15 protein-coding genes are annotated in these 17,556 nt (G+C 38.8%); 9 read left to right on the forward strand and 6 right to left on the reverse strand.

What is annotated here, in order from left to right; all coding sequences use genetic code 11:
* Positions 1-103 precede the first annotated feature (103 nt).
* Positions 104-1,102 (reverse strand): tRNA dihydrouridine synthase DusB, encoded by a 999-nt coding sequence (gene dusB / locus H7U17_RS06440; protein WP_186755843.1) that lies wholly within the window; start codon positions 1,100-1,102, stop codon positions 104-106.
* 37 nt (positions 1,103-1,139) lie between these two features.
* Between dusB and H7U17_RS06445 the strand changes: the two genes are divergently transcribed.
* From H7U17_RS06445 to H7U17_RS06465, 5 genes are all read left to right on the forward strand, one after another.
* A complete protein-coding gene (locus tag H7U17_RS06445; protein WP_186755844.1) occupies positions 1,140-2,099 on the forward strand; it encodes a CPBP family intramembrane glutamic endopeptidase in 960 nt (319 codons plus the stop codon).
* Positions 2,074-2,280, forward strand: coding sequence for a putative signal transducing protein (locus H7U17_RS06450; protein ID WP_186755845.1), 207 nt, complete (start codon positions 2,074-2,076; stop codon positions 2,278-2,280). The genes H7U17_RS06445 and H7U17_RS06450 overlap by 26 nt, the downstream gene beginning before the upstream one ends.
* Positions 2,264-3,103 carry a phosphatidate cytidylyltransferase gene (locus H7U17_RS06455; protein ID WP_186755846.1) on the forward strand — a complete coding sequence of 280 codons (840 nt, stop codon included), beginning with the start codon at positions 2,264-2,266 and terminating at the stop codon, positions 3,101-3,103. The genes H7U17_RS06450 and H7U17_RS06455 overlap by 17 nt, the downstream gene beginning before the upstream one ends.
* A 74-nt stretch (positions 3,104-3,177) precedes the next feature.
* Positions 3,178-4,455: a Glu/Leu/Phe/Val family dehydrogenase gene (locus H7U17_RS06460; protein WP_186755847.1), complete on the forward strand. Its 1,278-nt coding sequence runs from the start codon at positions 3,178-3,180 to the stop codon at positions 4,453-4,455.
* Between the two features lie 114 nt (positions 4,456-4,569).
* Entirely contained in the window at positions 4,570-5,232 is a 663-nt protein-coding gene (locus H7U17_RS06465) for a phosphatidylserine decarboxylase family protein (RefSeq protein WP_186755848.1), read from the forward strand.
* Positions 5,233-5,306: 74 nt separating this feature from the next.
* Here H7U17_RS06465 and H7U17_RS06470 read toward each other — a convergent pair whose 3' ends face one another.
* On the reverse strand, positions 5,307-5,741 hold the full coding sequence (locus tag H7U17_RS06470) for a hypothetical protein (protein ID WP_186755849.1): 435 nt from the start codon (positions 5,739-5,741) through the stop codon (positions 5,307-5,309).
* A gap of 85 nt (positions 5,742-5,826) precedes the next feature.
* Positions 5,827-7,134, reverse strand: a complete 1,308-nt coding sequence (locus H7U17_RS06475; RefSeq protein ID WP_230981294.1) for a hypothetical protein — start codon at positions 7,132-7,134, stop codon at positions 5,827-5,829.
* Between the two features lie 179 nt (positions 7,135-7,313).
* Here H7U17_RS06475 and rbfA point away from each other — a divergent pair, with 179 nt between their 5' ends.
* Both rbfA and H7U17_RS06485 read left to right on the forward strand, forming a co-directional pair.
* Positions 7,314-7,688 (forward strand): 30S ribosome-binding factor RbfA, encoded by a 375-nt coding sequence (gene rbfA / locus H7U17_RS06480; RefSeq protein WP_186755850.1) that lies wholly within the window; start codon positions 7,314-7,316, stop codon positions 7,686-7,688.
* A gap of 83 nt (positions 7,689-7,771) precedes the next feature.
* Complete coding sequence (locus H7U17_RS06485) at positions 7,772-8,995, forward strand: FtsX-like permease family protein (RefSeq protein ID WP_186755851.1); 1,224 nt, start codon at positions 7,772-7,774, stop codon at positions 8,993-8,995.
* Positions 8,996-9,060: 65 nt separating this feature from the next.
* On the opposite strand, the gene H7U17_RS06490 is transcribed toward H7U17_RS06485, so the two are convergent.
* Entirely contained in the window at positions 9,061-10,653 is a 1,593-nt protein-coding gene (locus tag H7U17_RS06490) for a hypothetical protein (RefSeq protein ID WP_186755852.1), read from the reverse strand.
* 1,117 nt (positions 10,654-11,770) lie between these two features.
* On the opposite strand from H7U17_RS06490, the gene H7U17_RS06495 reads away from it, so the two are divergent.
* Positions 11,771-14,710, forward strand: coding sequence for a DEAD/DEAH box helicase (locus H7U17_RS06495; protein WP_186755853.1), 2,940 nt, complete (start codon positions 11,771-11,773; stop codon positions 14,708-14,710).
* A gap of 134 nt (positions 14,711-14,844) precedes the next feature.
* Positions 14,845-15,699: a formyltetrahydrofolate deformylase gene (purU, locus tag H7U17_RS06500; protein ID WP_186755854.1), complete on the forward strand. Its 855-nt coding sequence runs from the start codon at positions 14,845-14,847 to the stop codon at positions 15,697-15,699.
* 102 nt (positions 15,700-15,801) lie between these two features.
* Here purU and H7U17_RS06505 read toward each other — a convergent pair whose 3' ends face one another.
* Together H7U17_RS06505 and alr are read right to left on the reverse strand one after the other, a co-directional pair.
* Positions 15,802-16,206 (reverse strand): META domain-containing protein, encoded by a 405-nt coding sequence (locus tag H7U17_RS06505; protein WP_186755855.1) that lies wholly within the window; start codon positions 16,204-16,206, stop codon positions 15,802-15,804.
* 179 nt (positions 16,207-16,385) lie between these two features.
* The gene (gene alr, locus H7U17_RS06510; RefSeq protein ID WP_186755856.1) at positions 16,386-17,540 is read right to left on the reverse strand and encodes an alanine racemase; all 1,155 of its coding nucleotides are present in this window, start codon (positions 17,538-17,540) and stop codon (positions 16,386-16,388) included.
* Positions 17,541-17,556 lie beyond the last annotated feature (16 nt).

Consider the following 17,556-nt stretch of genomic DNA (forward strand, 5'->3'; position numbering starts at 1 on the left):
ATAGCTTTTCTTTAGAATCAAAGTGTTATCGATTTAGATACTAGACAAAAAAAGGTTGGCATTATGGGCCAACCTTGGGTAATGAAAGTTTATGTTTATGGAATTATCCAGTTACAAACTGGTAATCGGCAAATTGAACGGCGACTTCGTCTAGAATAGCTGCTACTTCTTCATAGGTGTCTGCAGTGACCATTTTCATCCTATAGGGTTTGAAGTTAGGCATACCGCGGAAATAATTGGTATAGTGTCTGCGCATTTCAAGAATGCCCAGTTTTTCACCCTTCCACTTTACCGAAAAGTCCAAGTGCTTTTTGGTCACGCTGATTCTCTCAGCCAAATCAGGTGCAGCGAGTTTTTCTCCGGTTTCAAAAAAGTGCTTGACTTCATTAAAGATCCAAGGATAGCCAATGGCAGCTCGTCCGATCATCATGCCGTCTACTCCAAACCGGTTCCTATAATCGAGGGCGCGTTCAGGACTGTCAATATCTCCATTTCCAAATAATGGTATGTGGATACGTGGGTTTTCTTTGATTTTGGCCAAATACGTCCAGTCTGCTTCGCCTTTGTACATTTGCTTTCTGGTACGGGCATGCACACTGATGGCCTGAATGCCCACATCCTGTAGTCTTTCGACAACCTCTACTATGCGGATAGTATCATTGTCCCAGCCTAATCTGGTTTTTACGGTAACAGGTATTTTGACTGCCTTAACGATTTCGGCCGTCATATTGACCATTTTGTCAATATCCAACAGAATTCCGGCACCAGCTCCTTTACAGGCCACTTTGTTTACCGGGCAACCGTAATTGATGTCCAAAATGTCCGGGCCTGCAGCTTCAGCGATGGCGGCGGCTTCCCGCATGGATTCAATCTCATTGCCGAAAATCTGAATTCCAATAGGTCTTTCGTACTCAAAAATATCGAGTTTTTGGACACTCTTGGCGGCATCACGGATTAAGCCTTCAGAGCTGATAAACTCAGTGTACATTAAATCTGCGCCATTTTCCTTGCAAACAGCCCTAAAAGGCGGATCACTGACATCTTCCATCGGTGCCAGCAGCAATGGAAATTCTCCTAAGTCTAAGTTTCCTATTTTTACCACGACTGATTTATAATTTTCCTGTAAATTTACCCCAATTATGGAGATTTATAAAACCCAAAGCCAAATAGCTGCAAAACGCAACTGGATATTGTCCTTAGTTGTACTCGTTTTGATCACTTTTGGTGTACTTGCACTTACACAAGGACTGGCATTGGTCCTCATCCCTTTTATGTTTGATATCCCCTATGATGATATTCTGCCCCTTTTCGAAGGGCAGCTAGATCATCCCAATGGGCGAGCAGCCATGCTGTTCCTTCAGGGGCTGGGAGGAGGATTGGCTTATTTCCTAGCGGCATATTTATATATTAAGCTGGTAGAAAAAGCCGATCTCGACTGGAAACAACAGTTTAACCGTGTAAAGTTCAATGGCTTACTGATTATTTTTCCTCTGCTTTTTGGCTTTATCCTATTTGATTCTGCCATAGTAGAGTGGAATATGAACATCAGTTTCCCTTCCTTCATGTCTGGTTTTGAAAACTTCGCAAGAGAAATGGAGGATAAGGCCATGGTTTTGACCAAATATCTTACCGATTTCCAAAGCCCTGTTGAGTTTCTATTTGGACTTTTAGTGATAGGTGTTTTGGCTGGCATAGGAGAGGAATATTTGTTTCGTGGCTTGATTCAGCCTAAGTTTCACCGTTATACCGGCAATGCCCACATGGGGATTTGGATTTCTGCATTTATTTTCTCCGCTATTCATTTTCAATTTTATGGCTTTTTCCCAAGGATGTTTTTAGGGGCTTTGTTTGGCTATCTCTATTTGTTTTCCGGCAGTTTAGTTTATCCCATGCTCGGACACGTGCTCAATAATTCCTTTACGCTGATTATGGTTTACCTGAACAAACTGGGCATGGTGGAGTTCAATATGGAAGAGCCGGATGATTTTTCTTGGTATACGGTTTTGATAGGCTTGATCGTCTTTGTCTTCTGTATGCGTATTTTTATTGCTCAAAATAGAAATGTCTCTTCACATGGAAAAATGGCAGAAGGTATTTGAAAGTAGTACACCAATAAGGGCTGAAATAGTAAAAGGTGTATTAGGTGAACATGATATAACAGCCATAGTACTCAATAAGAAAGAATCAGTTTATCAAATTCATGGCAGTTATCAGGTAATGGTAGCGGCAGAAAAAGCCCTTGTGGCGATTAATATAATAAAAAATGAGATCTCGTTTTAATATTTCCAATTATAGTGAGCTAGGACAACGTGTGATCACGGCAATCATTGGCGCAGCTGCGATAATTGGAGGTTGTGTATATAGTGAATGGACCTATTTTGCGGTATTTGGGGTGATTTTGGTGTTTTCTCAAATGGAGTTTTATAAGCTCTCAGGCTTGGATGGAATGCTTCCTTTAAAGTCTTTTGGTACCTTTTTGGGAGCAATGATCTTTGCGATGTCCTTTCTGGTGGAGATGCAGCACATGGCGGATAAATATTACTTTCTGATCTTTCCAATGGTCTCCCTTATATTCTTTATTAAATTGTATAAGAAAACAGATAAGAAGCCATTTACAGGGATTGCCTATACCTTTTTAGGGTTGTTTTATGTAGCAATTCCATTTTCCTTATTGAATATGGCTGCTTTTTCTGTGGATGATACATTCCATTATGAAGTGATCGTAGGCTGTCTGCTATTATTGTGGGCAAGTGATACTGGAGCCTATTTTGCTGGAACAAAGTTTGGTAAAACGAAGTTGTTTGAGAGAGTTTCCCCTAAGAAATCTTGGGAAGGCAGCTTGGGAGGAGCTGTGATGGCTTTGATAATTGCCTATGTATTGAGTATTAACTTTACCATTATAGCACAATGGAAATGGTTTAGTATAGCTGGAATCATAGTTATTGCCGGTACCTATGGGGATTTGATCGAGTCGTTATTCAAACGTAGCATAGCCATCAAGGACTCTGGAAAAGGATTGCCAGGTCACGGTGGTTTTATGGATAGATTTGATGGATTGTTAGTTTCTGCGCCTTTTATCGCCGCGTTTTTGAAAATGTTTTAAAATTGGCAAAGGTGTTTTGAAAATGTGTTAATATTGCATTGTAATTCAATTGCTAAATAAACGAAAACCCAATTATGGCTTACATTGAACCGGCTCCTATAAAGGACAAAGAAAATCCTTTGGAGTCAATGATGGAGAGGTTTAATATTGCAGCAGAAAAATTAGGCCTTTCTGATGAGGTCTATAGCGTGCTGAAAAACCCCGCTAAACAAGTGATTGTTTCCCTGCCCATTACCATGGACAATGGTAAGATAAAAGTTTTTGAGGGCATTAGGGTAGTACATTCAAATATACTCGGTCCTGCTAAAGGCGGGATTCGTTTTGCTCCCGATGTACATATTGATGAAGTTCGGGCTTTGGCTGCCTGGATGACCTGGAAATGTGCTGTGGTGGATATCCCGTACGGTGGAGGAAAAGGAGGCGTTCGTTGTAATCCCAGAGAAATGTCTAAGGGTGAAATTGAGCGTTTGATGAGGGCATATACGCTTGCCATGATTGACGTCTTTGGTCCTGATAAGGATATTCCTGCTCCTGATATGGGTACTGGCCCTAGGGAAATGGCTTGGCTGATGGATGAGTATTCCAAAGCGCATGGTACGACTGTTAATGCTGTGGTAACTGGCAAGCCATTGGTACTGGGAGGTTCTTTGGGCAGAACAGAGGCAACTGGAAGAGGGGTGATGGTTTCTGCTTTGGCAGCTATGGAAAAGTTGAAAATCAATCCTTTTCAGGCTACTTGTGTTGTTCAAGGCTTTGGGAATGTTGGCTCATGGGCAGCTCAGCTTCTGGAAGAAAGAGGACTTAAAATTGTTTCTATCTCGGATATTTCAGGTGCTTATTATAATAGCAATGGAATCAATATTCAGGAGGCCATTAAATTTAGGAATGAAAATAATGGTATTTTGGAAGGCTTTCACGGTGCAGAGAAACTTTCCAGTGCAAATGAATTGTTTGAATTAGAGGTAGATGTCTTGGTTCCTGCAGCAGTTGAAGATGTGATTACCAAGAAAAATGTTGATAAGATCAAGGCGAAATTGATTGTAGAGGGGGCAAATGGTCCTACTTCTTTCAATGCCGATAAAATTATCAACGAAAAAGGAATCATGGTAGTGCCGGATATTCTGGCCAATGCAGGGGGGGTGACCGTTTCCTATTTTGAATGGGTGCAGAACCGTTTAGGTTATAAATGGACAGCTGAAAGGGTGAACAGAAGGTCTGATAGAATTATGAAGGAGGCCTTTGATCATGTTTATCATGCGTCAGTGAAGTATAATGTACCTATGAGGATTGCTGCCTATATTGTGGCCATTGATAAAGTGGCACAAACTTATCAATATAGGGGAGGTTACTAAATCGCTGAATAATATTCGCTAAGAGAGGAAAAAATAAAATTTGATTGTCTAATTGAGGAGTAAGTATTCTTAATTGGTTATTTATAGTTAAATTTGCCTCCTTAATTTTAAATCATGACCATACATAAAGAAGGAAGAAGTTTGCTTTTCTGGATGTTGGTGATTTTGACGGGTGTCAATTTTGCCATGCACCAGCTTTTGCCAGGACAGGATACTGTGCTGAACTTGATTCTATTGGCCAGTATTATCATTTATTTGCTGGTACTGCAATTTTTCAGAAACCCTGCTATTCCCTTGCCAGATGATGAAAGTTTGGTGTATGCACCGGCAGACGGTAAGGTAGTAGTGATAGAAGAAGCACAAGAAGATGAAGTGCTTAAAGAAAGGAGAAAACAGATATCTATCTTTATGTCTCCTGTAAATGTACATGTGAACCGCTCTCCTATCAGTGGAATAGTCGATTACTTCGTTTATCATCCAGGAAAATATATGGTTGCTTGGCACCCAAAGGCGAGTTATGAAAATGAGCGGACGACTATGGTCATCAAGCATGCTAAGTCAGATGTAAAATTATTGGTTAGACAAATTGCCGGAGCTGTTGCCAGAAGAATCAAATACTATGTGAAGGAGGGGGATCCTTTGGTACAGGGGGGGGAATTTGGCTTTATTAAATTTGGTTCCCGTGTGGATGTGTTTGTTCCACTAGATGCTGAAATCTTAGTGAAGATTGATGATGTGACCAAGGGTGGTATTACCCCGCTTGCTAGACTGAAGTAAAGATAAAATTAATATTAAAAGAAAAAGGCTTATCGTAACAGATAAGCCTTTTTTGTGTTGTCATTTTTGGGAAATTATTTGTTTCCCTCTATGGTGTACCTTAAACCAAAATTTCCACGAAAGGCCATTAATCCATTGTATAGAGGAGTGGCTTCGAGTATCAAAGCAAACTTACGGTGGTTTGCAATAGGCTTAATGGCCAATAGAACGGGTAAGCCTACCCTGGCATCATCAAATTCATGATAGCCAGCCATCAATCCTCCAGAAAGGTTGTACCAGTCAGACTGGATAAAATTGTACTGTCCAATGACTTCAGCTCCAAAAAATCGGTTAATAAACTCACCTGCGAAAAGACGGGCTTCCCCAAAAATCTTTTTTTCAGGATCAGTTCCTACACCTACGTGGGTCACAATACCATTGGTGTATAAACCCGCTGTTACTTGTGCTTCGGAAAGTTGGACTGTAAAAAAAAGAATAACTGCTAAAAAGCTTAATTTTAAATAATTCATTTGAAATTAGATTTGTTAAAAGATCAAACGAAGATAATATTACAAATCCAATTTTTAAATGAATAGCAAGTTATTTAAGAAGCTTTTAGTTATTGTTTAATTCGTAACTGCCTTGCCCTTTTTTAGTATACATTTCAGCCAATGCCGGGATATGCTGAAGAAGCTCAGAAAATGTGCCTTCTTGATCGTATATCACCTCAGGTTTTTCCTTCAAGAAATGAAGGTAAACTTCTATCATCTTTTCATGGCTTTGGTAATTGGTCAAAACCCGTTTAGAAAGGCGGTAGTTAAGGTAGGGACTGGCTAAGGTGTTTCCCTGATAAGGGCTGATGTCATCTCCTAAGACGAGGATTTTCTTGCCCTGGTTTTTAGTATCTTCATTCAGTGTATAATTCCAGTTTTTATTGGGCTGACTTTTATATATAGCCCAGCTGTATCCGACTAACGGAACTAGTAAAATGAATAGGTAAAACAGTAGATTGAGCTGTTTTTTGTTTCGGACATACACGAAAATTTGACTGATAAAATAGGTAAGGCCGGGAAGGAAAACTACCATTTGGTAAGGGGTTCTTCTATTGGCCAGAATAATGGATAGTGGAGCAATGATGGAAAAGATAATCATCAATTGTTTTTGTTTCTGCTGGTTTACCGTGATGCTTTTAGAAACAGTTCCTACCAGATAACCAAATACCGAAAAAGCTAGTGGGGCCCCTATGATGATGGCCAAGTCAATATAGGTTACGTGAGGGTAACTTCCCCGTACTCTGGTGGCAAGTATAAATTCATTGATAAACTCTTGAAAAGCCCCAATCCAAAAGAAATAAATGCAGCAAAGCAAAAAGGGTTGGAAATATCCAAAAAGGGCCAACAATAATTGATTGAATGAAAATCCACTTACAGAAATTCCCGTGATGATCAAGAAAGGAAGGAAGATTAGCAAAGGGAAATGAAAACAGACGGCAAGCCCGCCAAAGATTCCTACCAATAGGATAGATTCTGTATTTTGTTCATTAATTAAGGTTTGGGAAAAAAGTTGCCCCAAAGCCAGAACAATAAAGGTACTCCCCAAGAGCATGGGAGACAAGGTCAGAAAATCAAAAGACAAATGGAATAAGATTACCATTACCAATCCAGGTATATAGCTACTTTCCTCAAAAGCCCTGTATTGGGTCAAAAGGCCATTTACATAATAAATCTGAAAGAGTATGATCAGGGAAGCCAGTATTTTATAGGTCCACCATGACCTTCCAACCAACAAGTCAATTGCCCAGTAGGTATATGCAGACAGTGGACCGATATCATCGATAATATCCACATATAAAAAGTGCCCTGCACTCATCCTTTCTCCGATCAACATCCAAGATAGTTCTGGTGATAGCAAGGGAATATCCATAAGTATATATGGAATGCTTAAGATGATCAAAAGGAGGGCTATTCCTAGGATCCTAAAGGGGTCGTTGATTCTGAAAAAACTAAGCAAATATAATATCTGTTGTAGGTTGTGTATTCTGAACGTACGAAATTAAAGGTTAGTCATTTAATTCACTAAATTTGCAATGAAAATTATACAATATGGAAAGTAAGAGACAGCAAAAGTATTCAAAGTTAATTCAAAAGGAGCTTGGTGAGATATTTCAAAGGGAGTCCCGTCCATTGGTGGGCAATGCAATGGTGACGGTGACCAGGGTGCTGATGAGCCCGGATTTAGGTGTGGCAAAAATCAATTTGAGTTTTTTGTTGGCCAATAAAGAAGAATTGTTTGATAAAATCAATGCCCATAAAAGCGAAATTCGCAAACACTTGGGCAAAAGAATAGGAAAATCTGTACGTATAGTGCCTGAATTGGTATTTTATCCAGATGATTCTTCTGCTTATGCCCAGCATATGGATAAGATAATTGGAGATTTAGATATTCCAGATGCACCAGAAGAAGATGATGAGGACTGATTATTCGCTGGAAATTGTTAAATTTTAAATTAGTTTAAAGGACTATTGAATATTAATAGCACTGATTAGAAATAAATAAACCTGTGAATCTCTCATTTTTCATTGCCTCCCGGTATTTCAGAAGTAAAAAGAAAAGGAACTTCATCAATGTCCTGTCCAGAATTGCTATGATTGGTGTGGCAGTAGGGACCATGGCTTTGATAATAGTACTTTCTGTGTTTAATGGATTGGAGGATTTGATCAGAGGACTTTATGCTTCATTTGACGCTGAATTGGAAATTCAGGCCGTGAAGGGTAAATCCTTTGTGATTACCGAGGAATGGATGGATAGCATCAGGGCCATTGAAGGAGTAGAAGGTTTGGTAGAAGTGATAGAAGACAATGCCCTTCTGAAGTATAACGATGATCAACTTGTGGTGACCATGAAGGGCGTTTCTGATAATTTTTTGGATGCGGAGAGGTTTAGCCGTGGAGTGTTTAATGGAGAGATGAGTTTGGGAACAGAACAGCGTCCAAGGGCTATTTTGGGAAGTGGGGTTGGCTACTTTCTTGGGGTTGACCCCAATAATCAATTTGAAAAGCTAAGGATGTATTATCCCAAGGCGCCCAGGGCTGGGACCATTGATCCCTCCAAAATGTACAATTCCAATATGCTGGATTTTGCTGGGTTTTTTAGGGTAGAGAAGCAGTTTGATGATAATTATGTTTTGGTGCCGCTTATTTTTGCTAAGGACTTGATGGAATATGGAGATAAGCGAACCTCTTTAGAGGTAAAGGTGGCTGAGAACTATGGGGTACAGGAGGTAAAGTCTTCTTTAAGGGATCTATTAGGTGATAAATTTGAAGTAAAAGATACTGATGAGCAACATGCCAGCCTTTTAAGGGCCATTCGCATAGAAAAGCTTTTTGTCTTTATTACCCTTACTTTTATCCTAGCGGTTGCATCATTTAATATCTTTTTCTCTCTAAGTATGTTAGCTATTGAGAAGAAAAAGGACATTGCTGTTATGCTGGCCATGGGAGCTTCTTCTCGCTTGATTAAAAAAATATATATCAAGCAAGGGGTAATCATTGCGTTTAGTGGAGCAATTGTCGGTTTGGGGCTTGGTTTTTTGATTTGTTGGCTGCAGGATAATTATGGTTTAGTGTCCTTGGGAATAGGTTCTTCCGTAGTAGAGAACTATCCTGTGAAGATGATTTGGTCCGATTTTGTTTGGACTAGTCTAAGTGTAGTGATCATCACTTTTTTGGCTTCTTATAGGCCAGCGAGCATTGCCGCCAAGGTGAATACTGTTGATCATTTATAAATACTCCTGATCTAGCTTCATTTAAAAGTTAGATCAGGAGTATTTAGATAATTATCAATGCCCCCTTACTGATAAGCAAAGGACTTCTCAAATTCTAATTTGGCCAATTGGTAGGACTTATTGTTCTGTCCTAAAATCACCATTTCATGAGTAGAGATTTGTTCACAAGCCCCTGGTTTAGTTAGAATATTTAAGTCTCTAGAAAAGGGCAAGGCACTTTTTTTAATGTTTCCATTCCAGTCAAGTTCAACTAAAGCAATAAGTACTTCTTTTTTAGGTGATTTGGGATTGAACTGGACGGGTTTGCAGGGTCCTTCACAAAGGTTTTCAGGGTTGTCATTGAAGACGAAATATATTTTGTCATGTAAGACTATATTGGCAAATGAAGAAAAGAAGCTATATCCAGCAGAGGAAACTTGGTTTTTGGGGATTTCCTCAGTCCACATGATTTTACCATCAGGATCAATGCTAGTAACGGAGATATTATTATAACTGGTTTTAGTTCCCGGGATATTGTTTCTAGGGTTATTGCCAGAGGTGATGATGGCTTGTTCTCCGATAAGGACTGAGCTGCCATCGTTTCTAAATACCAAGTCTTTAAAGGAATAGGAAAAGATACTTTTGGCATTATTTTCTTTGGAAACACCTTCAGGTATATCCTTACTGTGGCGATCTGGTTTGAATACTTGGAAATCTGCATGGATTATCTTGTTATTTTCTTTTGATAAGGTGAGAAAATAGCTGCCTGATTGGCTGCTATCAGCTAGGTCAAGATAAAATCCAGTACATATAAGGTCCCCGCTTGCCTTAGTGGCGATTTGCATCTTGCTTATGAACTTTCCTCCTATTTTCGGCTGAATCAACTGTGGTTCTTCTTTGTCTTTGTCGATATGCAAAATTTGAAACGAATAATTAGGTTCCCAGAAAATATCAAGATTTTTTGTCGTCTTTACGGTTTTGGTCAGCATAAAGACTTCTCCCTTATCTGTAATATGATAATTCTCAATACTATAATGATCTTTTTCAAATGGGCTGGATATTTCTTTTGACCAAGTTTCACTTAGGTTTTTGTCAAATACTGAAAACATGAAGCCATTTTCAAGGTTTTTGGTTCCTTTCTTTTGGGAGCTTATCAAAAGGGTTTGGTGATTGGGAGATAATTTATAATGGAATTCTGGACTTTGATAAGCTGGTATCCCTGTATAATTTAACGATTGTATTGGGATGGTTTTTTCTTTTAAGGAGAGCGTTTGCTTATTTATTTCCTGAGCGATTAAGGTTTTGGTTTTGGAGCTTTTATCCACTGTGCTGTAAAAGCAGTATAGGTGGTTCCCAAGCTCAATAATTCCTTCAAAATGAGGAATTGTTTCCGTGTTGGACACTTTTAATTCTCTAAATTTAGTGAGTACCATTTGATCATTATAATGCTCCAAAACGGGGAAGTTATGATCAGCTCTGATTTCATGCTTTAATTTAACTTTGACCATATAAATACCACTTTCATCACTGCCGACAATTCGGCTGGGCATCATATTATTTTTGACATAATTCTGGTCTCCCAGTTTGAGGTTAGCCATAGTTCCAGGGACTATTTGGGCATAGGCATTCATGCATAGGCACAGCCATCCTGTCATTAGACTTAATAAGAAGTTTTTCATTTTGGGTAGGGTGATTATTTGTTTAATTTTTAGATTTTGGCTTCTACAGCATGGTGATTAGGATATTGTGTTGGACTGTCTGTGTAATAAAGAGCTATTAGAAGGAATTGTTTAAATGTCTTTGGGTGATGGGGGTGATTAAAACATTCCTTTCTATAAATAGAGAACCGTAATATAGCCTAAGGTTATTTGAATTTTCCCTTAATATAATGGCGTCTATTCAAGCTTTGTGTATTCACATGATCTTGATTTAAATCAGATTCATGGACTTCGGACGGCAGGAGATACGCAGTTATTATCGGTAATAGACTGAGTTTTTTTGATGATCTGGTTTTTTGGGTCTGGTCATTAATATTCTGGATAATTAGGAAAACTTTAGCCGGACCTAGTTTTCCGGCTAAAGTCAAAATGTAACTCAATGAACTGTTGAATTATGGGTGATAAGTCAACCTTTCCACTTGGCAACTTTAAATGTTGCTTTGGTAGAGGACACCATTTTCTTAAATGCATGTAGCGTGTTATTATACCAAAAGCAATTCAAGTTCCATGTTTGTAAACAGTTGATAATCAATGTTTTTTGATTTTGTTCATATAAGTTGAATTCCATATTTTGGAAAATTTTCTGTTTTTTGTCCTTTTGATATAGTTAGGAATGGATGGTTTTGCTTTAAAGTTGGTGAAATGAGTTGCTGGTGAATTAATTATCTAGTGTGTTCGGAAAATAACTTTTATGATTATCTGTTTTTACACCATTAAAGTTATTTCTCATAGCCTGTTCTCGTTTATCAGGATATTCCACTGATTTAATGAAGCATTTCTAAAAGATTTATTTTTTGAGGGAATGATGAAGGGTAAAGCTTATTGGTGAAATGGCGGATAGACAATATTGCCTTTTATTCATGAAATTAAGTCCAACAACCTGAACGGCATAATATTAGGTGTGAATGATGCCAAGAATGATATAACTGAATTAGTATTGTGAATTTTGTAAAATATCCCTTTTTTCTTTTCTTTTTTCTATTAAAAGTTCTAATTATTATTTACTTTGCAAGCTAGTATATTTTAGAAAATTATAGCCTAATCAGTGATTTAGGTCGGTTGGATTGTTGAAAGTGTTATGAAAGTTTCTCCAGAGAAGCCATTTGAAATTGTTTATTCTCTTTTCAGTCACGAGTACTTGGGAATCCTTTTTGAGTCCTTTGTTATACAATTGGATGATAAGGGCAGGCTCTCCTTTGCTTATCAGAATATAGCCTCGCAGAATGCCCGCGAATTTGGTAGTGGTCTGGATGATGAAGACTATGAGTTGATCAAGTTGATGGATAGTATGCAACATGATGCGATTGTCAAACAGTTCAATACCAAAAAGCTTAAGCCTAAGGAGTATCTCCGTAAAGTTTATGATACCAATAGTGAGTCGGCGGCTAACAAGGAGATTCGGAATATGATTGAAATCCGATTGGAAGGATTGCGTGCGAAGATTCTGGAGAAGATTAAGGGGAAACGACTTTTTGAAATGGGTAATGATGGAAATCCAATTTGGAAGGAAATCAAGGTGATGCCAGATAGGGCTAGTGTGCTTTTTCACTTTAGGAGAAATGAAGATAATACCCATTATTTCCCTACGCTAAAATATGCAGGGGAAAAAATGGAATGGCAGTATAGAGGGGGCTACTTGATTTGCGAGGAGCCGGCTTGGCTAGTGGTAAATGGTTGTCTCTATAATTTTGAGAAGAATGTAGATGGCAAAAAACTGAAGCCTTTTTTAAATAAAAAGTTTATTGTCATTCCTAAAAATGTAGAAAGATCTTATTATCAGAAGTTCATCACCCAATTAGTGGCATCTTTTGATGTTTATGCCAAAGGGTTTGACATAAAAGTACAGCGAAGTAAGCCTGAGGCATTGCTGAGCCTGAGTGACCTGCCAAGTGTCGGCAATGGAACTGACCTATTTGGACAGGCTCAAGAGTCCGAAGAGGAAGATAAAATCGTCTTTGACCTCAAATTCCAATATGGTAATTATTCTTTCCGTTCAGAAGAAAAGAAATCCAATAATGTCGAGTTGGAAGAGCAGGGGGATAATTATATTTTTCACAAGGTCATCCGGGATTTGGAGAAGGAAAAATCCTATGGAGATTATCTAAAGGATTTGGGATTGCCAGTAAGAGCATCTCGATTCAGTTTGGGTAAATCCAAGGCCTTTGATTGGTTGAATTCCCACCGTGAGGCACTCGAAGGGATGGGGGTTAAAATTCTTCAAAACCAAAGTGGAAAAGGCAAGAAATACTTTATTGGTAATGCTTCCATAAAGGTAGAGATTAAGGAAAATATAGATTGGTTTGATGTAAATGCGATCATTCGCTTTGGTGAATTTGAGATTCCCTTTAATCAGCTTAGAAAATTACTGGTAAAGGGGAAGGCAGAGTTTGAATTGCCCAATGGGGAGATCGCTGTCATCCCGGATTCTTGGTTTGTGAATTATTCTGAGATTTTCTCATTCCTAGAAAATGGGGAGGAACAACATGAAAATATGAAGCTGAAAAAGCATCATATTGCGCTTGCCCAAGAATTGCAAAAAGGTAATCTTATAGACCTTACACTAAGTAGGAAGCTGGAAAAACTCAAGGATTTCTCCCAGATGGAATCTTATGATATTTCTCCCAATTTTAAAGGGACTTTGCGTCCATACCAAAAGGCTGGTTATGATTGGTTGAGGTTCTTAAACGAATATAATTTTGGGGGCTGTCTGGCTGATGATATGGGGCTTGGTAAAACAGTGCAGACCTTGGCATTGCTAGCCCATGAAAAACAGCGTACAGAAGGAGCTACCTCTCTTTTGGTTATGCCTACTTCATTAATATATAACTGGGAGTTAGAAGCTAGGAAATTTACACCAAATTTGAAAATCTTGGTGTATACTGGATCGCAGCGTATTAAAGACAGTAGCCGATTTTCCAAGTATGATTTGGTACTTACTTCCTATGGCATTACCCGATTGGATGTGGATATTCTTAAAGATTTTTTCTTCAATTATATCATTTTGGATGAATCCCAGGCGATCAAAAATCCTGGAAGTATTATTTCCAAGGCCGTGAATCAATTGGTATGTAGACATAGGTTGATACTCACGGGTACTCCAGTGGAAAACGGAACCATGGACCTTTGGTCACAGATGAATTTTGTGAATCAAGGCCTTTTAGGAACACAAGGCATGTTTAAAAAGCAGTTCCTACAGCCAATTGAAAAGAAAAATGACATGGATAAGGCTTCAAAGCTGCATGCCATGATCAAGCCATTTGTGCTCAGAAGGCTGAAGACCCAAGTGGCTACAGACCTTCCCGAAAAGGTAATTAATGTCAAATACTCCAATATGACTTCCGAGCAAGAAAAGGCTTATGAGGAAGTGAAGGCTTATTACAGAGAAAAAATTGTCCAGGAAATGTCTATTCCTGGAATGAACAGGCAGGCATTTACGCTTTTGAGGGGCTTGACTCAGTTGCGTCAGATTGCCAACCACCCTCGACTTACAGATCCGGCCTATACCGGGGATTCTGGTAAGATGGAGGATATTATCCATATGTTGGATTCTACAGCCAGAGAAGGTCATAAGGTTTTGGTTTTTAGTCAGTTTGTGAAGCACCTTGGTATAGTGAAGGAATACTTGGATGCTAATCATATTCCTTATGCTTATCTGGATGGTACTACTAAGGACAGACAGGCTCAAGTGAAGGCATTTCAAGAAAATGAAAAGGTAAAGATTTTCCTTATATCCTTGAAAGCCGGAGGTGTTGGGCTTAATCTTACCAAGGCGGAGTATGTATTCCTTTTAGATCCTTGGTGGAATCCGGCAGTGGAGGCTCAGGCAATCGACCGGGCTCATAGGATCGGACAGGAAAACAAGGTGATCATCTATAAGTTCATTGCGCATAATACGGTGGAGGAGAAAATCATGGCCTTGCAAGAAAGGAAAATGGCTCTTGCAGGAGAGCTGATCAGTACTGAAGAAAGCTTTATGAAAAACCTTAATAAGGAGGATATTGAGGCTTTACTGGAATAGAATGCTTTGAGATTAAATAATGGCACCTTAACAATGATCTTTTTTTGAATATATTGTAATAATAATGGTGAGAAACTAAAAAAGATATAATTTTAGAGGCGTAATTAGTCTTGTTTCTCTAATTTTTGATTGGTATGGAAAGTGCGATTTTAATCATACAGTGTAAGGACCAGAAAGGTATAGTGGCAGCTGTTTCCCAGTTCCTTTATTTTCACAATGGAAATGTAGAGGAAGTGGATCAGTATATAGATAATGATACGGGTGATTTCTTTATGCGTGCTAAATGGGAGTTAAGCACTTTTGCCATAAAAAAAGATCAAATTGAGCGAATATTTGCAGAGACTGTGGGCACCAAGTTTGGTATGAATTTTACCTTGCACTTTACAGAGCCTAAGCCAAAAATGGCCATTATGGTTTCCCAACATTCCCATTGTTTATTCGATATCCTTTCAAGATATTTTTCAGGCCAGTTTCAGGTTGAAATTCCCATGGTGATTTCTAATCATGAAAAACTGAGGTCGGTTGTAGAGGCCTTTGATATACCTTTTTACCACTTCCCAATTACCAAGGACAATAAAGCTGATCAAGAGGAAAAACAATTGAAATTGATGGAGGAAAAAGGGGTGGATTTTGTGGTTTTAGCAAGGTATATGCAAATTTTAAGTCCCCGATTTATCGCTCAGTATCCCAATAAAATTATCAATATTCACCATTCTTTTTTACCTGCTTTTGTGGGGGCAAAACCCTATCATGCTGCTCATAAGAGGGGCGTAAAGATCATTGGGGCGACAGGGCATTATGTGACAGAAGAATTGGATGCGGGGCCTATTATAGAGCAGGACATCGCCAGGGTTAAGCACCACAATACAGTAGAGGAATTGGTCCAAATCGGTCAAGATGTGGAAAAAGTCGTGCTTTCAAAAGCTATCAAATATCATATTGCCCAAAAAGTAATGGTCATGGGCAATAAGACCATTATTTTTAATTAATATTTTAAGGCTGTCCTGTACTGTCTGATGGATCTGATAGTTCTTCAAAAAGATTAACGGTAGTTTACAGGACAGCCTTAGTTATTTTCCAGGAAAATTGGCTTAGTTGATTTTTTCCAACTCTACGGTGATATTACCTTTTTCATCATAGAATACCAGTCGGTCTGCCGTTTGGCTATATTTTTTACTCATTTCCAGGGAGCTTAAGTAGGCTTGTTCTATAAACCGTTCATCACATGGATTGCTGTCTGCATATAAAGTGGAGAATTTGACCTTTTCTTTATTATATACTGCTTGCCCATTGAAATCATTACAAATCGAAGTACCGGAAACTTTTTTGTCTTTTCCGAATTTTAAGGTCATATCAGAAAGTTGTTCTTTTGTGGCTGGGGCCCCTTTGATAGATCTTACTTTCCATTCATGGGCTCCAATATCAGTAGGACCACCACAGGCAAAAAATGTAAAGGATAACAAACAGATTAAGGATAAAACGTTAAGGAACTTCATTTTTAAAGTTTTTTCGTTGATAAATTTTTTGATACATCAGTGTTTGTTCCTCTTTTGAGTTTCAGAACTGGGAACACTGATTTTCCATCATATCCTGCAAAAAGTATACTTAAGTCTTATATTGACGGACCGAATATGGCAATATTTTGATTTTCGGTCGGAGAGAATTATCGGCGGAATCAGTAAACTATTTTCCTAGGAATGTCCTGTGGCAATCGTGTCAAAAGTTCATAGTTGACTTGATGGGTGGATTCACTAAAGGAGGCGACTGTTATTTCATTGCTTTTTTGTTTGCCTATGATCACCACTTCATCTCCCTTCTTGATTTCCTTCAGGTCTGTCACATCTACGCTGATAGAATTCATGGTCACCGTGCCTACAACAGAAACCATTTTTCCTTGAATCAGGACCTTTCCAAGATTGGAAAGCATTCGGCTAAAACCATGTCCATAGCCTACAGGGACCATGGCAACAAGCATATCCCTAGGGGCCATATAGGAGTTACCGTAGCCGATGAAATCACCCATTTCTACTTTCTTTAAGCTCATGATCTTGCTTTTCCAAGTGATCAGTCTTTTTAATGGATTTTTTCTGTTGACCGCAAGTTGTTTGAATTTGCTCATATAAGTTTCTTGGCTTGGCCAAAAACCATACTGAACAATGCCTATCCTAACCATATCCATGATCGTTTCCGGGTAGCTTAAGCTGGCCGCTGAGCAAGCTGTGTGGTGGGATTTGAATTTTATGTCCTTGTTGTTGAACCAATTTTTGAATTCATGGTACCTTTTAATTTGATTTTGAACCCGGACATAATTGGCGATGCTTTCAGCTCCTGCATAATGGGTACAAAATCCGGAGCGTTCTAGGAATTCCTGGTTTTTCACGAGCATTTCGGCCAGAATTTCCTTTTCTTTCCATTCAAATCCGGTTCTATGGAAACCTGTTTCTACCTCGATATGGATTTTTGCTTTTTTCTTCAGTCTTTTTGCCGTTTTGATGCTTGCCAATAATCTGTCAAATTCAAACACAAAAAATTCGATATCGTTTTTGATAGCCCATTCCAGGTCTTTGTTTTCAATCATGCCCATGATCATGATGGTGCTGTTTTTTTGGGAGGATGCAAATACTCTCTGTGCTTCATCTGTGCTGAAGGTACTAAAATGCCTTATGCCAACAGCTTCAGCAATGGGGATAATATTTTCAATACCATGGCCGTAGGCATTTCCTTTCACAACAGAGGAGATAATGGTTTCGGCCCCTAGTTGATTTTGGAGGAACTTTATGTTTCTACGGTAAGCTGATTTACTGATTTCCAAGCGGGAAGTGTGAGGCATGGGCGGGCACGTGTTA

It is taken from the genome of Echinicola salinicaeni (assembly GCF_014280965.1).
Taxonomy (GTDB): domain Bacteria; phylum Bacteroidota; class Bacteroidia; order Cytophagales; family Cyclobacteriaceae; genus Echinicola; species Echinicola salinicaeni.

Coding starts and splice junctions, on each gene's coding strand:
- purU (WP_186755854.1), top strand. CDS start 14,845: ATGGAAAGTGCGATTTTAATCATACAGTGTAAGGACCAGAAAGGTATA.
- H7U17_RS06495 (WP_186755853.1), top strand. CDS start 11,771: ATGAAAGTTTCTCCAGAGAAGCCATTTGAAATTGTTTATTCTCTTTTC.
- rbfA (WP_186755850.1), top strand. CDS start 7,314: ATGGAAAGTAAGAGACAGCAAAAGTATTCAAAGTTAATTCAAAAGGAG.
- H7U17_RS06475 (WP_230981294.1), bottom strand. CDS start 7,134: ATGGATATTCCCTTGCTATCACCAGAACTATCTTGGATGTTGATCGGA.
- H7U17_RS06490 (WP_186755852.1), bottom strand. CDS start 10,653: ATGAAAAACTTCTTATTAAGTCTAATGACAGGATGGCTGTGCCTATGC.
- H7U17_RS06455 (WP_186755846.1), top strand. CDS start 2,264: ATGAGATCTCGTTTTAATATTTCCAATTATAGTGAGCTAGGACAACGT.
- H7U17_RS06470 (WP_186755849.1), bottom strand. CDS start 5,741: ATGAATTATTTAAAATTAAGCTTTTTAGCAGTTATTCTTTTTTTTACA.
- H7U17_RS06450 (WP_186755845.1), top strand. CDS start 2,074: ATGGAAAAATGGCAGAAGGTATTTGAAAGTAGTACACCAATAAGGGCT.
- H7U17_RS06465 (WP_186755848.1), top strand. CDS start 4,570: ATGACCATACATAAAGAAGGAAGAAGTTTGCTTTTCTGGATGTTGGTG.
- H7U17_RS06460 (WP_186755847.1), top strand. CDS start 3,178: ATGGCTTACATTGAACCGGCTCCTATAAAGGACAAAGAAAATCCTTTG.
- H7U17_RS06445 (WP_186755844.1), top strand. CDS start 1,140: ATGGAGATTTATAAAACCCAAAGCCAAATAGCTGCAAAACGCAACTGG.
- alr (WP_186755856.1), bottom strand. CDS start 17,540: ATGCCTCACACTTCCCGCTTGGAAATCAGTAAATCAGCTTACCGTAGA.
- H7U17_RS06505 (WP_186755855.1), bottom strand. CDS start 16,206: ATGAAGTTCCTTAACGTTTTATCCTTAATCTGTTTGTTATCCTTTACA.